The 16,309-nt window shown below is 60.3% G+C and carries 7 protein-coding genes and 1 pseudogene; 4 read left to right on the top strand and 4 right to left on the bottom strand.

Going from position 1 to position 16,309, the window contains the following annotated elements; translation table 11 throughout:
• Positions 1-505 precede the first annotated feature (505 nt).
• The 3 genes from WV31_RS19255 to WV31_RS19245 form a co-directional block, all read right to left on the bottom strand.
• Entirely contained in the window at positions 506-928 is a 423-nt protein-coding gene (locus tag WV31_RS19255; RefSeq protein WP_011383455.1) for a DUF2442 domain-containing protein, read from the bottom strand.
• Complete coding sequence (locus WV31_RS19250; protein ID WP_011383454.1) at positions 925-1,377, bottom strand: hypothetical protein; 453 nt, start codon at positions 1,375-1,377, stop codon at positions 925-927. The genes WV31_RS19255 and WV31_RS19250 overlap by 4 nt, the downstream gene beginning before the upstream one ends.
• 128 nt (positions 1,378-1,505) lie before the next feature.
• Complete coding sequence (locus tag WV31_RS19245; RefSeq protein WP_043743492.1) at positions 1,506-1,760, bottom strand: helix-turn-helix domain-containing protein; 255 nt, start codon at positions 1,758-1,760, stop codon at positions 1,506-1,508.
• A gap of 120 nt (positions 1,761-1,880) precedes the next feature.
• On the opposite strand from WV31_RS19245, the gene WV31_RS19240 reads away from it, so the two are divergent.
• The 4 genes and pseudogenes from WV31_RS19240 to WV31_RS19230 all read left to right on the top strand — a co-directional run bounded on the left by WV31_RS19240 (position 1,881) and on the right by WV31_RS19230 (position 6,121).
• Positions 1,881-2,477: a hypothetical protein gene (locus WV31_RS19240; protein WP_011383453.1), complete on the top strand. Its 597-nt coding sequence runs from the start codon at positions 1,881-1,883 to the stop codon at positions 2,475-2,477.
• 15 nt (positions 2,478-2,492) lie between these two features.
• Positions 2,493-4,310: an AAA family ATPase gene (locus WV31_RS19235; RefSeq protein WP_085375053.1), complete on the top strand. Its 1,818-nt coding sequence runs from the start codon at positions 2,493-2,495 to the stop codon at positions 4,308-4,310.
• 485 nt (positions 4,311-4,795) lie between these two features.
• Positions 4,796-4,980 (top strand): annotated as a pseudogene (locus WV31_RS22555) (IS3 family transposase); the annotation flags it as partial.
• 805 nt (positions 4,981-5,785) lie between these two features.
• The gene (locus WV31_RS19230; RefSeq protein WP_085375052.1) at positions 5,786-6,121 is read left to right on the top strand and encodes an ATP-binding protein; all 336 of its coding nucleotides are present in this window, start codon (positions 5,786-5,788) and stop codon (positions 6,119-6,121) included.
• 730 nt (positions 6,122-6,851) lie between these two features.
• Here WV31_RS19230 and WV31_RS19220 read toward each other — a convergent pair.
• Positions 6,852-15,707 carry a FecR domain-containing protein gene (locus tag WV31_RS19220; protein ID WP_085375051.1) on the bottom strand — a complete coding sequence of 2,952 codons (8,856 nt, stop codon included), beginning with the start codon at positions 15,705-15,707 and terminating at the stop codon, positions 6,852-6,854.
• Positions 15,708-16,309 lie beyond the last annotated feature (602 nt).

The following is a 16,309-nucleotide window of genomic DNA, read 5'->3' as shown; positions in this document are numbered from 1 at the left end:
AGCTTATCCCCTTGACCAGAGCCAATTTGCCGGGCAAACCCCAGAAAACCTGCCAAATTCCGTCCTGTCGAGTCCTCTCCAATCCTCTCTAGTTCCCGCTCGCATTGGAGCAAATTTGGAGCAAAAGAGAGGACACGGACACCCCGATGTTCGCAAAAAATTCTAGCACCGCAGGATGACGAGGTCATCAGAATTTCGGGCACGCGAAGAGGACCGATACGCAGCCCGATAGGTGAGATGCCCGCGGCGATCTGGTTAATACGCCCTATCGCTGATCGCCGTCACGGCCGAGCCGTTCGCGGTCTGAGCCGCATCGACCTGCCGGGGATAGCCTCGGCCGCCCTGGTAGTTAGGTTGTTGAGGCTTTTTACTTCGTTGACGGCTACAGCGGAGTCAAATGCGCCAGCCCACACGGCGGCAGCGCAATTATGTTTCAGCGTTTCAATGAATCTTGTACAGGCCCTCTCTCCTCGGCCATCGTTCGATGGACTCGGTCCGGCCCGGGTCAAGCGACCTTCGTCTTCACCGGCCGGCCGCCCTTCCTGCCGTTTTCGCGGGAGCTTTGCGCCTTGGCGTCAGAGGACGCCGATCCACCCTTTCGTCCAAGGGCCGAGGCCATCAGATGCGGCGAAATGAACCCGGTCACCAGACCGTGGACATTGATGTGAATGTCATGGGCGTCTAGCAGAAGACCGGTGCCCACCGGCGAGATCTCCAGCTTGCCCATGTCTTGGGACGGGATCTCGGCAAGTTCGGCCACTGCCGAACGAAGTAAGACCAGACCCCAGCCGTCCACCATGGTTAATTCTATGGCGTCCCGCACGGGATCATAGCGCACCGAACCGGCGCGAAACTCTGTCACCATGCGGCGGTGCCCAGCTTCGATCGCCTGTGACAGTTCTTCGCTCGTGACTTGGATCCCGTTCATCGTTCAACCTCTCCATCACCTGCGTTGATGCTCACCGTCGACCCGTCCGACATGGCCAGCGTCAGGACGGTGCTGCCGGGATCGTACTTGGCCCCCAAGACCTGTGACGCCCCTTTCCTGCCCTTCTTCAATACGGCTGGCACGCCCTCCGCCGAAACCCTGATCCACCTGTTGACGAGGCAGGTATCCCCGTAAATCCGCCACCACCCACGTCGGCAGAGATCCAAGTGCTGCCCAACTTCATCCAGCAGTTTACCAAGGGTTCGCCTCGTCGGCTCGTTCGCGACAGGCAGCACCTCCATCAGCACCACGTTGTTATCGACAAAGGAAATCTCAACCTTGGCTTCCCAGCGGTCCGCCCAGTTCAACGCATGCACATGTGGCGGGCAATGATCCTCAGTCTGGATATCGACACGCGCGTTGGCACCGGCTGAATGAAACAACTTCATGATACACGATAACCTATACCCTTAGGTTTTTTCAAGGTGGCTGACTAATGCCGGATGCGAGCACGTGATGTGAGCCTTGAGCTGTATCCGCACCCTGGCTGAAATGCCCCCCCCAATCGATACAAAGCTTATTTTATAGGCTGCTTTAGCCGGACGCCGGGTCCACCCTCCCCTTCGTATCGTCCATCACCAAATAAGGTGATACCAGCCTGCTCCAACGCCGCCTGCAGCGCATCGGTCGTGCGGGCAAGCCCCCCGACCGGACCATGAATCTTCTCTAGGCGCTTGATCGTCTCGATCGACAGCTTTGCCGCTTCAGCAAGATCCCTTTGCTCCCACCTGAGCAGAGCTCGAGCCGCGCGAATTTGTTCCCCAGTCAGCAATTAACACCTCAGGTGTAAAATATTGCACCCAGGGTGTTGACACCTGAGGCGCTTGCAGTTACACTCTAGGGGTAATGACGAATTCCGACCACCAAATTCTAAAGCTGGCTGAGGATCAAAATGCTCTCTCCGAATCACCATATGGAAAGTACATGGATTAGCACCCGCCCAGATCTCACACTCGCGCAGATTCTCCATGCAACGGCGACCGGCGGGGTTCGCGCAGACTGCGACAGCCGCATGCTGGAAATGCTTATAACGGCCCAATCCATCGCAGTGTCGGAGATCGAGATCCTGATCCCGGATGCGATCGATCAATTGCTCGTACCCGCGCGTCATGGCAACGAAGGTCCCGCGCATCGAAATCTCCGCCGCCTTGGGCTGGTCTTGGCGAAGGCAATCGACCCGCATGCAGGCGTATCGTTGGAGCATTGGGTCCCCTGTGGCTCGGCCCATGCATTGATCGATATTTTCGCCGAGACTCGCCATGGTCGGATTGCCATCGAATGCGGAACCCGCGATGGACGTGACATTCCTCGCCTGCTGAAGGCTTCAGCCGATCACGTTGTCATCCTCCCATTTGCCGGTTGGCAAGGGAGCCGTTTCAACGCCTTGGGATTTTCCAACCAGCACGCCCGCCCCCTTCCTCGTATCACCTATACCGCCATGGTTGCTGCACTCGAGATGCAGGACCTTGACGCTATCAACACCATCTAAATAAGGACGCCCACTATGCTTAACCTGCCCCAAGATTTCCCCATCACAACAGACACCCTTCTTACCAGTCTTAAGGCGCTGCAACTTCCCTCATTGCTGAAACGTGGCATGCTTGGATTGACCCAGCAGAAGAAGGGCGAATCCCAGTCGGAGGGAAATGGAGCCGTAGCAGCAACCTTGGCCGGTGGCGGCTCTGTGCTGGGTATCTCCCATGTTCCCGATCGCCTCCTGCCAAAGGATTTGTTGCGGGTAGCCGACCACCGGCTTGTTGTGCCGCCCCTGGACTCCACAACCCTGCATGAGATTATCCTGACAATGACCAACTCGGTTCCGGCCGAGCCCATTTCCGATGAATTGGCACGTCGCTGCGACATCGAAGATATTGCCTTGGCAAGCCGCCCTGGCGACGGAGCCGATACCATTTTGCAGAGGCTGCGCCGTCTCGTTGAGACGCGGAACCAAGTTCCAGCCATCACCCTTGACCAACTCTTCGGGATGCCGGAGGCAACATCCTGGGGACAGAGCCTGAAAGCCGACCTCATTGAGTTTAAAGCTGGACGAATTCCTTGGTCCGCAGTTGATCGCGGATGCCTTTTGTTCGGCCCGCCCGGCACAGGTAAAACCACCTTTGCGCGCGCCCTGGCTGGCTCATGCGTCCTTCCTCTCATCTCCGCATCGCTCGCGCAATGGCAATCGAGTGGTCATTTGGGAGACCTCTTGAAGTCAATGCGGGCAACATTTGATGCCGCTCGGGCGGCAGCTCCTTCGATCCTGTTCATTGATGAAGTTGATGGATTCGGAAACCGGTCCCAGTTCAAAAGCGAGTACCGGGATTATAGCGTGCAGGTTGTGAATGGCTTCCTTGAATTGCTGGACGGGGTTACGGGTCGTGAGGGAGTGGTCGTCGTCGCCGCCTGCAACCATCCTGAGCGCCTTGACCCCGCTATTGTTCGTTCCGGACGTCTGGACCGCGGCATCCTGATCCCTCTCCCCGATCAGGAGTCCATTGGAAAAATTCTTCGCTATCACCTCGGCCAGGACCTAAACGGCATCGACTTGAAGGACCTCGCCAAACTGGCGTATGGCGGCACCGGCGCAGATATTGAGAGGTGGGTGCGTGGTGCTCGGCGCTGTGCGCGCAATGCGAACAGGCCCATGGTGCAAGAAGATTTGACCACTGAGATCCGTGGAAAAATCAGAACGGCTCCTGCAGAAGTTGTGCGCCGCAGCGCGATCCATGAGGCTGGTCACGCCGTTGTGATTGCGCTTCATCGTCCTGATATGTTGGTGATGGCCAGCATCCGCCAGACGGAAGAAAGCGGCGGTGGCGTGACGATTTCACTTGATCAAGGATCAATAGAGACCCGCTCCGACATCAATTTCATGCTGATGCACCTCCTCGCTGGCCGCGCCGCAGAACAAACATTGATTGGCAGCGTGTCGACTGGCTCCGGCGGCAGCACAAGCTCGGATCTGGCACGTGCGACAGTCTTGGCGACGGTCTCTTTGACAGCAATGGGCATGGACGATCAAATGCCACTGGTATGGACAGGGATGCCGAACATCGACAGCATCGGACCAATGCTCAGTACCCGCCCGGACTTGGCGCGCAAAGTTTCAAGCATTCTCGAGCAGGCGTATCAGGAGGCGCTAAATCTGATTCGATGGAACTCGACAACGGTCTTGCGCATCGCAGACATGCTGCAACGCCAAGAAACGCTCGATGCCCACGAGATCATCGCCCAAGTCGACCCGCAAAGCGCTGGACTGCTGGCCGCGCACTCCGAAGGAGGCTATGGAACCTCAATAAGCATGACTATCCACATGAGCTAACGCCATATAGTCCCGGCAGTCAGCTGCGAGCGACACTGCTAATAGCCGCAGCCCTAATTATCTGATCACATTCAAAATCGACATCCTATGGCCAGATAGCAATAGGATGTCGATTTTGCAATGAACTGGAACCAGACGGAAAGACAGAACTCCAGAGCAGAAATCTTCAATTGGCTGCACTGGACAACCATCCCATTTGAAACCCCGTCAACTAAATCAATTTCTACGGCCAACCTCACCGCCTTCCGCCAATGTGAAGACGACATCTCTCATTTTGGCTGCCGGGATTGACTAACTTAAAACATCAAAAATCGACATCCTATTGCCAACTGGCGACAGGATGTCGATTTCACGTCGAATTTCTGAGAATGCCAATGTCTCGAGCGCGACATAGCGTTCTATTTTAGCTGTGTCGATGGCATCAATCGCCCTGCGTGAATGTCATCCGACAGCAGATGTATATTTTCTGGCGCGCTGAGGTGGTTATGCCCACGTACATTCGCAGCGACATCGGCCCGGAAATGACAGCCATTGCCGTGTGAAAATGGCGTGGCAAAGTGGAGATGGGGACGCTCATTATCGAACCCGTAGCCCGTAGAACGCCTACTGCGAACCCTTCAATGGGAAGCTCCGCGACGAGTTGCTCGACGGCGAGATTTTCACCACCATGCCCACCACGAACCCGTCCGGAATCGCCATCAAAATCGACATCCTATGCCCATCTGGCGACAGGATGTCGATTTTCGGATCTTCATCACCATGCTGACACCAAGTGTGAAGCGATCTCCCAGATCAAAATTCCATTGTGTACGCGAGGCAACGACCAACTCACTGGAAACAGTTTTCGATTTCGCATTACTTAGCGCTGGGTTAGCCCATAAAGCAGCAGATTCACAAACAACGTTCGATCTGTATGCAGAAAACAATACCCACCCACTTCACTTTTTATAGTGACTTTCGCTACCATGATTCAATGCAACATGGAGCACGATATGGATCACCTCATCACTCCCGGAGAGCTTGTGACGATTCTGAGGCTTCCAAGCCTTAAATCACTTTATTGCTTCCTTTCGACCAATCCTGATGCCGTCCCACCGCCAATCAAAATTGGCCGCCTTCTTCGCTGGAAAAGTTCGGCCGTCCAAGCCTGGATCGAATCACAATGACATATGACGACACAAGACGATCTCGATAATGGTTTTACTAAAATAAATCGGTTGCGGAAGGAGAGGCCAGGTAGCCTAGCACGACAATTGGGGCTCCCCTAAACGCCGCTCATTTGTTCGAGTAACGTGAGGAGAACACCATGACACGCAGCCGCCAAACCGAAGACTGCAAAAATCTCATCTCGAGCCGTCTTGTGGCTGCCAGTTGTCGCGATCTTGGCTGCGAGCCATCTGAACTCACTGCGACGATGATGGCGAACTGGATGATATGGAACAAGACCGAATGGTCACCTTCCACATGGCGCCAGTATCGCGCGGCGGTCTCCGTCGCCTTCGGGTCGCAGATATCGAACACCCACGGGCGCCGAACTGCTGTTCGTGGCGTTCAGCCAACGCTACGAACGTGGCTCCACCATCGTCACCTCGAACCTGCCATTCGACGAGTGGACTTCGGTGTTTGGCTCGGAACGTCTGACCGGCGCACTGCTCGACAGTCTCACCGATCACGCCCACATTCTGGAGATGAACGGCGAGAGCTACCGTCTTGCGGATTCAAAGGCACGCCGACGGAAGGCCGCTTCTGCCGGATCAACCACACCTCCGGACATCATCGATCCCGACAAACTGCGATCGGTGAAGACGTGACGGGCCATCTCGGACTCCGTAACCGCGGCCCACTTTTGAGCCTCGACCTTGGTCCGAAATGTCTTGAACATATCCGGGAAACCCTTGCGGCGGACCCTAGCTTGCCAGCTGACCTTCCCGTTTGTTCCAACGCGTTTAATAAAATCCGCCATGAAAAATCTCCGTGCCAAAAGGATGGCATCGGAGGCCGCAAGAAGTCGATAGGACCAAAATGGAACAGATCATGAAAACTGCAAAGCCATTCTCAATGGAGCAAATTTGGAGCAGAGCGTGATATTTGGGATAGCCAGATTATCTCTCAATAAGATGTCCCGCTATGTCTTTCGTCAAGGCAGCAGGGTCAAGAAGGGAAACTATATGCGGTAGTTTCAAATCACAGGCCATCCACAGCAGCCTTCATCATCTGGTCGTTGGCCTCGATGTAGCGCTGGGCGGTCGATAGGTGACTATGACCAGCCAGCGCGTAAATTTGACCGAATAGCTGGCAAAGGGTGCTCGCCGAGGTGCGATCCCGATGGGGGATGCTACGATTGCAGCGGCCATGGAGATGGCTCTGCTGGTGGAGAAATCGGCTGTCGTGTAACACGACATCTCCCAGCATCTCCGTAGTTGCTACGGATGCACACCCTCGCATCTATCATCTTCGATAAGCCTCCGGGCATTACTTGGCCTTGTTCTTGGGCTAGAAGCTCCCAATCAACTTGCCTCCAAGCCAGTCAGAACTCTCTGCTCACGTCGTCGTATGGAAATCAGTCACCGCCACTTGGCTGGTGTTTTCACCGGCTACGGTGGCGATCTGGTAGGAATTGGCGGTCGAGGCATTGTGCATGTCCGTGGTGTGCCAGACCTGGACTCCGCCAGTGCCCGTGGCTGCGCCGATGACTATGAGACCGGCATTGGCGCTGTTGTCGCCGGCATAGTTGCGGGCGGTGGCCGACATGGCGAGTGAGGATTCCACGTATTGCTGGAAATCCGTGCTGGTGGACAGCGTCCCCGAGGTTCCCAGGTGGAACGCGCTATCGGAAAGGACGAAGTTGTCGGTGCCCGATGCAAAATTGCTGAAGGTAAAACGGTCGGAGACGCCGCGCTGGGCCAGGATGATGGTTTCGGCTCCGGCGCCGCCGGACAGGGTGTCGTAGCCGCCGCCGCCCGAAATTGTGAGATCGGAACCGCTCCCCGTTACCGTCTCGCTGCCGCTGCCGCCCAGGATGGCATGGATCCCCACCAGGGTGTCGGTGCCGATATAGGTTCCGGTGGCGGTTCCGGTGGTCATGTTGATAATGACGGAAGAGCCGGAGTTGTCCTGGTAGTCGGCCCAAGTAAGGCCGCTGCCAGCGGTCAGGGTGTCGTTGCCGGCCCCGCCGCGCAGGAAGGTTTCCCCACTGCCGCCGGTCAGGGTGTCGGCGTAGTTGCTGCCGATCACGCCCTCGAAATTGCTGAAGCTGTCGTTGCCCGCTCCGCCGCTGGCGGTGCCTGTCCCCATATTGACCACCACGCCCGTGCTGGTGCCGTAGTAATAACTGAGATAGTCGATGCCGGCCCCGCCATCCATGGTGTCGTTGCCGGCACCACCGGCGATGGTGTTGCTGCCGGTATCGCCGATCAGGGTGTCATTGTAGGCCGAGCCCCAGATGTTCTCGAAGTTCAACAGGGTGTCATTGCCCGCCCCGCCGGTAGCGGTTCCCAGGGACAGGTCCACCGTGACGGCGCCTGTCGCCCAGTAGGAGGCCGGGACCAGGGTGCTGACCGCGTCCGATGTGGGGGCGGAATAGCATACCCAGTCGCCCGTACCGCCACCGCCATCCAGGTAATCATTGCCCAGCAGGCCGCCGATCCTGTCATAACCGGCACCGCCGATGATGGTATCGGCGTTCAGGCTGGCGAACAGGAAGCCGCCGGCATCGGGGCCGATCACCGTCTCGATGTTGTAGACCCGGGAATAGGTGCCGAAATACAGCTCGCCATTGCTCGAATCGCCGTAAAGGTGGGTGTAGACATAGGAGGTCACCGACCTCAGGTCCAAGATGTCCTGGCCCGCCCCGCCGTCGATTGTGGCACCCGACGATCCGCCGCTATTGCCGAAGACGATGGTGTCGTTGCCGCTGCCGCCCAGCAGCTTGTCGTAGCCACCACCACCTTCGATGGTGTCGTCGCCGTCGCTGCCGGTGATGGTGTCGGCGGTCGAGGTCCCCTTGATATGGTCGATACCGGACAGGGTGTCGACCCCTTCCACTCCGGCATCGACGATGCCGGTGGCTAGGTTCGCGACAATGCCGTTGAACGGGATCATCTTGCTGTAATCGACGAAATCGTTGCCGCCGCTGCCGGTGATGGTGTCGTTGCCCGCCCCGCCGTAGAAGGTGTTGTCGCCCCCATCACCGGTCAGGATATCGGCGTAGGCCGAGCCCCAGATGGCCTCGAAGCCGGACACGCTGTCTTGTCCCGCCCCACCGGAAACGGTTCCCGCCGTCAGATCGACCGACACCGCCGAGGCGGCACGGATATAGCTCAGCCAGTCGATGCCTGCCGAGCCGGTCAGGGTGTCATTGTAGCTTGACCCCTCCACCATCTCGAAACCGGAGAAGGTGTCATTGCCCGCCCCGCCCGTCGCCGTGCCGGCCGCCAGGCTGAGCGTCACCCCGGCGGTGGCGTTGGAATAGTCCAGCAGGTTGATGCCGGAGTACGTACCGCTGCCGCTGGCGGTGAAGCTGTCGTCGAACAGTGAGCCCTGGATGCCCTCGAAGTTCGAGAGCGTGTCGCTGCCGCCCCCGCCGGTGGCGGTGCCGGTGCTGGCCGAGGCGCTGGTAGCCACCAGGGAGACGGTGACACCGCTGCTGGCATGGGCATAGGACACCACGTCGAGATTGTTGCCGCCTGCAAGGCTGTCATTGGCCGAGCCGCCCTCGATCCGGTCGAGTCCATCGGCCCCGGTGATGGTCTGGGCCACATCGAAGCCACGGATGTTACGGCCGGCATAAATGTTGATGCCGCCGGTGGTCACCGTGATGGTTCCCGGCAGGATGCCGCCCAGTTGCAGCGTCGAGAAATCGTGAGGGGTGGCGTCGGTGACCTGGAACGACAGATTGGCCGCCGCCATTCCCTTGAACAGGGCGGAGGTTCCGTCGAAGCCGGCGGCATTGAACGAATAGGTCCGCACCAAACCGGCGGTGCCGTAATCCACCTCCTCGATCCCGGTGACGGTGGTGCTGGCCAGATTGATGAAGGTGCCCGAGGTCAGCAGGATCTTGTCGTATCCGCTGCCGCCATCCACGATCCCGGTGACCGAGCCGGTGGCTCCGGCGAAGTCGAAGGTGTCGTCACCCGCCCCGCCATACAGGGTGTCGCCCCCCATGTTGTAGCCGCCGCTGATCCAGTCATTGCCGCCGCCGGCCTGGATCACGTCGATGGCGGAAGAACCGGTGATGCTGTCGTTGAACTCGGTGCCGTTGAAGATGATCCGGTCGGTGCCGGAGCCCAACCAGCCGGCGGTGCCGGAACTGGTGTAGCTGAACGCCGTCGCCGTGATGGTCTGGCCGCTGGTGGTACTGGACGGCATCACCACGATGGTGTCGTTGCCGACGCTGCCCACCAGGCTGAACTTGGTGGCCGCACCCACCGTGATGGTGGCGGCATGACCGTTGGGCGCCAGGATGTTGTAGGTGGTCGATAAGGTGTCATTGACGATGGTGCCGGCGGTAAAGTCCACGTCGCCGTTGAGCTTGAGTGTGTCGAGCCCGCTGCCACCGTCGATGATCTCGCCCGCCGCCACATCGCCGGTGTTGAACAGGAAGGTGTCGCTGCCCAATCCGCCATAAAGACGATCGGCGCCACCGCCGCCGGTGATGGTGTCTAGCACGTAGCTGACGTTGCTGCCGGTGATCAGGTCCGACGAAGCGGTGCCGGTCAGGGTCCGCCCCGTCGTCCCGCTGCCGTCCAGCCACAGGAACTCGCCCAGGGAGGACGAGGTCAAGGCCGCGCCGGACTGGCCCCAGTTGTCCAGCGTCCAGCCCGAGGCATCGATATTGCCCGTGCTGGCCAGAACACGCAGGACATTGGCCTGGGTCAGAAAGGAGGTCAGGCCGGCATTGACCGCCATCACTCCACGGCTCGCGTCGCCGCTGCCGGTCCCCGACAAGGTGGTGATCCCGGCCATCTGGTCGTTGCTCATCTCGACCATATAGGGGCTGGAAGTCTGCTCCAGGGTCAGATGCTCGAAGCCGGTGACGGTGGTGGGGCTTGCCGTGAAATCCGCGTAAGCCGAAAAGGCCAGGGTATCGGTTCCCGCACCGCCGGCGAAGCTCGCCCCGGTCAAGGACCAGAACGAGCGCGAGAAGGTGAACACGTTGTTTGCGCCATCGCCGGTCAGCGATTGCACATAGGTGCCTACCAGCAGGTTCTCGATGCCGCTCAGCGTGTCGTTGCCCAGCCCACCGGTGGCGGTGCCGGTTGCCAGATTGACGGTGACCGCCGATTGGGCATCCACGTAACTGGCGGTATCGCTTCCCAGACCGCCGTTCAGGGCATCGTTGCCCAATCCGCCGATCAGGGTGTCGTCGCCGCTGCCGCCATACAGGGTGTCGTTGCCGGCCAGGCCATTGGCGACGTGGAAGGTCCCAGCTAGGGTAAGGGTGTCGTCGCCGGTGGTGCCGATGACCTCGATAACGTCATCGGCGCCCCAATTGACGAAACTGATGGCGGACAGGGCGGAGGGGTCCTCGATGCCTAAGGTGACGGCACAGCCGGCCCCGTCCATGGTGACCCCGCTCAGGCGGGAGGCGGCGCCAAAGAGTGATGCCGTGCCAGCGGAGAAGGAAACCCGCTCCACCCCCGCCAGCGTCGGTATGGTCCAAGAGCCAGAATCGATCCGGAGGGTGTCCAGCCCGTCGCCGCCGTGGATGGTGGCGGCAGCCGTGGGGGCAATGATGGTGTCGTCACCCGCCCCGGCCTCGGTCAGCACGCTGCCAGCATAGATGGTATCATTGCCCGAGCCGCCCAGGACGGTGTCGGCGGCATAGCTGAAGGTCAGTCCGTCGGTGGCTGCACTGCCATCGAGGACCAGGGGAACCGAACTGATCAGTGGCCACAGTTGATCGGTGTTCGCCCCATCCATGCGCACCACCAGCTTCTGCCCGACGGCACTGTCCGAACTCATGACCGCGAACTGGCCATAACTGGAACCGGTTTGCTCGACCTGCGAGGCGTTGATGGTCACCGCCGTTCCCGTCCCGACCAGTCGCAGACCCAGCAGGCTATCCAACGTGGCGTTGCCCAGATCGTTGCTGCCGGTGGCGATGATCCAGTCGCCATCCAGGGTGTAGCCGCCGCCGCCGCTGATCACCTCGCCCGCCTGCACCGAATTGGCACCCAGCACGAAGACGTCGTCATGAACGCCACCGATCAGTTGATCGGCATAGGGCGAGGCGATGACGGTGATTTGGTCAAAGCCGGAATACTTAACGGAATCGACCCCACCCTGGCCATCGTACACCGTGCCGTAGCCGTCACCGGACAGGTTGGTGAAATCGGCGACAATGCCGGTGGTGGTCTGCGAATAGTCCACCACGGGTGCCACGATGAGGTCATTGCCGCCACCGCCGATGATTGTGGCGGAACCGTCGCCGGTCAGGGTGTCGTCGCCCTCGCCGCCCCGCAGGGTTCCGAAACTGCCGTAAAGATTGACGAGGGCTCCGCCGATAAGGGCGGCGCCATTGGGGAGCTCGACCCAGACCCCGTCGCTCCGTCCCTGGAACGACAGAACATCACCCGTTATGGCGCTTTCCGATGTGTAGGCCTGGATATAGCCCAGATGCTGGATGAAGGCGCCGTCGCCGATATGAAAGGTGTCGGGTGCGTCCGAACCGATCAGCCCCGCCGCCTCGCCACCGGTCAGGCTGATGGTCCCGGCCTCGGTCAGGCCGAGAGTGATCTGGACCTGACCGCTCCAGGCGGCATTGTAGGGCGACAGGTCCATGGTCAGGTCGTGCCCGCCTGCCGCCGGCACCACGATGACGTCGATCAGGGATCCCAGTTGAGTGTTGTCGGGCACAAGCTTGGGCAGTTGCTCCGGCGTCACGATGACGCCGTTGTACACCAGGATCATATCGGCGGCGGCCAGGTCGTAGGATCGCAGATCGCTGTCCACGGCGGGATCGACCGATACGGTGAGGAGGGCATCGCCCTTGACCATATGGTCCGAGCCGATGGCATCCAACTGTCCTGGCGACAAGGTCGTGTCGTTCGCCAGGGTCAGGCTGTCTACCTTGGATAAATCCTCGGCGGAAAGATCGCCGCTGGCGCCGATGACACTGAGCAGATGGCCGGCCTTAGCGATATGGGCGGCACCAATGGCCAGATATTGCTCCAGGGTCAGGCTGACATTGCCGGCCAGCACGAAGCCACCGATGCCGGCCAGATCGGCGGCGGAAAGATCGCCCGAAATCGCCGCAGAGACGATGTGGCCGTCGGCCTGGAGGTGATTACCCAGGCTGCGCAACTGGGCCAGCGAGAAGGTGGCGTCACCGCCGAGATGAAGGGTATCGACCGTGCCGAGATCAAGGGCGCTCAGGTCGCCCGAGGCACCGCCTACGGTCAGAAGGTGCCCGACCTTGGTGATGCCCGTGCCGCCCAGCCGCGCAAACAAAGCCTGGCTGATGGTCGCATCGCCGCTCAGGACCAGATGGTCGGCGCTCCCCAGATCAAGGGCGCTGGCATCGCCGGACACACGGGCGGTCAGGTCGAAGGCGTTCTTGGATATGTTGGCCAGCCCCTTGGCGGCGATTTCCACCTCCGACAGCACCGCATCGCCCAGCAGGGACAGCCGCTGGGCGCCGGCATAGCTCTCGGCGGCATGATCGCCCGACAAGACGACGGTCAAGGCATGGCCGAGCCGGCTGATATGGGCCGTTCCCAGGCTGGTGTATTGCGCCGCTCCCAAGGTGGCGGGGCCGGACAGGGCAATAGCGTCGGCAATCCCTAAGGAGACCCCCGTCAGGTCGCCGCTCCAACCATTGATGGTCAGCAGATGGCCCGACTTGACGATATCGGTCGTGCCGATGCTGTTCAACTGGGTGCGGGAGATGGCGGCATCCCCGGTCAGGGTCAAATCGGTCACCCTGGACAGATCCAGCCCCGATACGTCGGAGGATGCCGTCGCCATGACACGCGGTATGCCGCACAATCCGGCGGAATGGGCGGCGATGTTGGCCGCCGTGTCGGCGACCCGGACCGAAGCCGTGCTTCCCGTGGGTAGGGTAAAGGTTAGCACATCCGCCTGGGCCGCCGTCAGCACCGCCGTTCCTTTGGTGACGGTGAAGCTGGTCACGCCTGCAGCCCTGAGCGCGGCCAGATCGGACATGATAAAGCCGGCATCGGACATGTCGGTGGTCAGGCCGGCATTGGTCATCTGGGCGACATTGGCCGAGACAAACGAGGTCAGCGCACCGGCGGGTGCGGTGCCATGCACGATGCCGGCGGCGGTATTGGCGGACTTCAGCGCCAACTGGGCCAGGGTCAGCAGTTTGGGGTCTGATGCATTGACGCCGGGAACCGCCGCCAGTACATCCTGGAAGGTCGAGGCGGAGGCCAAGTCGAAACTGCCTGAACCGGTCGCCGCCATCTTGGTGGCTATAGCCGAAAAGATAGTGGCGGCATCGGGCGTCACGCCCAGGGCCGACGCACCCTGCTTCATGGTGGCCACCGCCGCCATCAGCTTGGTTCCTAGGGCGCGCAGATCGGCATTGGCCATGGGATCGACGGTGTGGAGATCAACACCGTCACCGATCCCCAGAAGTTGCTTGACCTTCTCTTCACCCACCGTCTCGGCCAGAGTGGTTAGGGGAGTCACCATGGTCGCCGAGCCGCTGGCCTTCATGATCACGTCGATGACCAGACCGGTTTCGGTGTCGGTGCCACCGGGCAGGGCAATGATGGTGCCGCCGGTGCCGGACAGAGTGAAACTGCCGTCCTGGGCGGTCACCGCCGTCGGCTCACCGGCATCCAGTACCGCATTGCCGTTGAGATCACGGAACACCGTGGCACCGGCGATGGGACCATCCACCAACTTGCCCGAGGTGGTGGGGGTGGCCGTCTGAGCCGTCGTGGGCGGTGGGGTATTGGACTGGCTGCTTGTCGTCGTCGCTGTGGATGACGAGCTCGATCCACTTGCTGCCAATGGCTGAACGGCGACCACAGGAGCCGCCACTGGCTGCAACACCACTGGATCGGAAGCAACGGTCTTACTGATGACGGTCGTTTCCGGTTGCGGTGGCGGGACAAACTTCGTCTCGGGCTTTGGGCCCGCATCCTGTGGCACGGTGGGAGCTGTTTCTTTCGGAACGGCATCCTTTGGTGCCGTTTCTTGCGGAGCTGCAGGTGCGACCTCCTTCGGCGAGGGATCAGCAGGACCTGCTTTCGGTCCCACCGGTTGAGCCGGCCCAATATCCTTTGGCGTGACATCCTTGGGCGCGACATCTGCTGGAGTCGCGTCCTTCTGCACCGTCGGTGCCGCCGCCTTGAAGGCCTCGGTGGCTTTTTCCGGAGCTAGGGTTTTGTCGGGGGTGATCGCCTTGTCGGGCTGGGGCGCCTTGGCCTCGGGCGGCAGCTTGGAAGGGTCCACCACCTTGGTGCCCTCGGGATGGGAAATGTCCAGCACGGCTCCGGCGTTGGCGCGTTCCTGAATGACCTTTATCGGTGGCACTTGATCCTTTCCCGGTGCCGTCGACCATTCCATGGCCCGACCAGGAGGAGGTGGAGGCGGCAGGCTGCTGACCGCCGAGCCGAAACTCTGGGCGATCACCGTCGGCGCCACCGGCACCGGAAGCGAGGGCGGGACTGAAGCTGAGACGATCTGGATCAGAGTGTTGGCCGAACCCAGGATCTGGCTGCCGCTGGAATTACGCAGAACCACCTCGCCGGTACCGCCGCCGGGATCGCCCAGCAATGCCACCTGAGTCTGCCCCTGCTCGTCTACCCGACCGGCCACGGTAGTGCCCCGGATGCCGAGCGTGGCCGCCGGGGTCTTGATGATCATGGCATCGGGGCTGGAATGGGCAATCTGGCCGGACACCAGGCCGAACGCGCCATGGGCCACCGAGATCTCAGCCTTCCCCTGATGGGTGTCCGGATCATAGACCAACTGGTCAAGTACCATCTTGCCGGCGTTGCCCAGCGAGAAGGTGGAGCGGTCGGCGAAGACCAGACCGACGGATCCGTCGCCCGAGGTGTGGATCACGTCGCCCTGGAACACCACGTCGCCTTTTTGGAGGGTGGTGCTGGTGCCATCGGCATGCCGGGCGGTAACCGAGCCAGCCACCTTGTCCACCATGCCAATCTGTGGGCTGCCGCTGGATGGCGCTCCCTCCGCCTGGGCATACTGGCCGGGAGCCAGCGGTCCAGCCAGCCTAGTAACCAGAGCCCCCTCGATCAGGGCGCCGGCATCGCTGACCAATGGCGGTGGAGCGTCGTTGGCGAAATAGTCCATGATGACGACGGTACTGCCATCTGGGCGAACCAGGATGAGGTCGGCCCCCTTGCGGAAGAATTCTGAATTGAGAAGGAATCCCCCTTCCGGAACCAGCACCTTGGTCATGCCGGAACCATGAATTGTCGTCGTCACTGGTGTCGTCGTTGAAGACCGCGTTCCACCTTGCGCGACGGGGATTGTCCCCTTTTCCCGCAATCCCCCCCCCAAACGCTATCGGTTATGATCCGATTTATGCATTCTCTCTTTGCTGCTCATCACAACAGAGCCTCATCCCGTGGGAGAGCCCCGTCATACTCACTTCACATCGGACCAGCCGCTCAAGCAACACCGAGAGCCGATGCTCTTGATCCTGACAATTTAGACCTTCGCTCCGGCGCAGCTCGAGCTCTGCCTTCGCCATAGACACGTTGTTGCGGAGTTCTGAAAGCTTTGAGCACAGAGGCCCATATGCTGGATGCTCAGCCACCTAAGGTCACGCCCGCCCATCCCAAAGTTATATGAAATTATCAAAAGAGGTATATTAGGTAAAGCATATTTCATGCATGTACAGCTGTGTTGGTGCGTCGATAGGGTCGGGTCAGCCTGAAGCGCTCCGACAACTGCCAACCGTCACCGATTCGAACATATTTTCGGCACCCAGGTAGGGAACTGCGCCAAGGCTCTGGACCTACGGCGCAAGATAGCCACCGAATTGGAATCCGCGTTGA

This window comes from Magnetospirillum sp. ME-1 (genome assembly GCF_002105535.1).
Lineage (GTDB): Bacteria > Pseudomonadota > Alphaproteobacteria > Rhodospirillales > Magnetospirillaceae > Phaeospirillum.
The sequence above is the reverse complement of the archived record's forward strand: the minus strand, read 5'-3'. Positions and strand labels throughout refer to the sequence as shown.

Bases quoted from the DNA above. Each gene is read 5' to 3' on its own strand.
- WV31_RS19255 (WP_011383455.1), bottom strand. From the start codon at position 928: ATGAACGGGATCCAAGTCACGAGCGAAGAACTGTCACAGGCGATCGAA.
- WV31_RS19250 (WP_011383454.1), bottom strand. From the start codon at position 1,377: ATGAAGTTGTTTCATTCAGCCGGTGCCAACGCGCGTGTCGATATCCAG.
- WV31_RS19240 (WP_011383453.1), top strand. From the start codon at position 1,881: ATGCTCTCTCCGAATCACCATATGGAAAGTACATGGATTAGCACCCGC.
- WV31_RS19235 (WP_085375053.1), top strand. From the start codon at position 2,493: ATGCTTAACCTGCCCCAAGATTTCCCCATCACAACAGACACCCTTCTT.
- WV31_RS19220 (WP_085375051.1), bottom strand. From the start codon at position 15,707: ATGACCAAGGTGCTGGTTCCGGAAGGGGGATTCCTTCTCAATTCAGAA.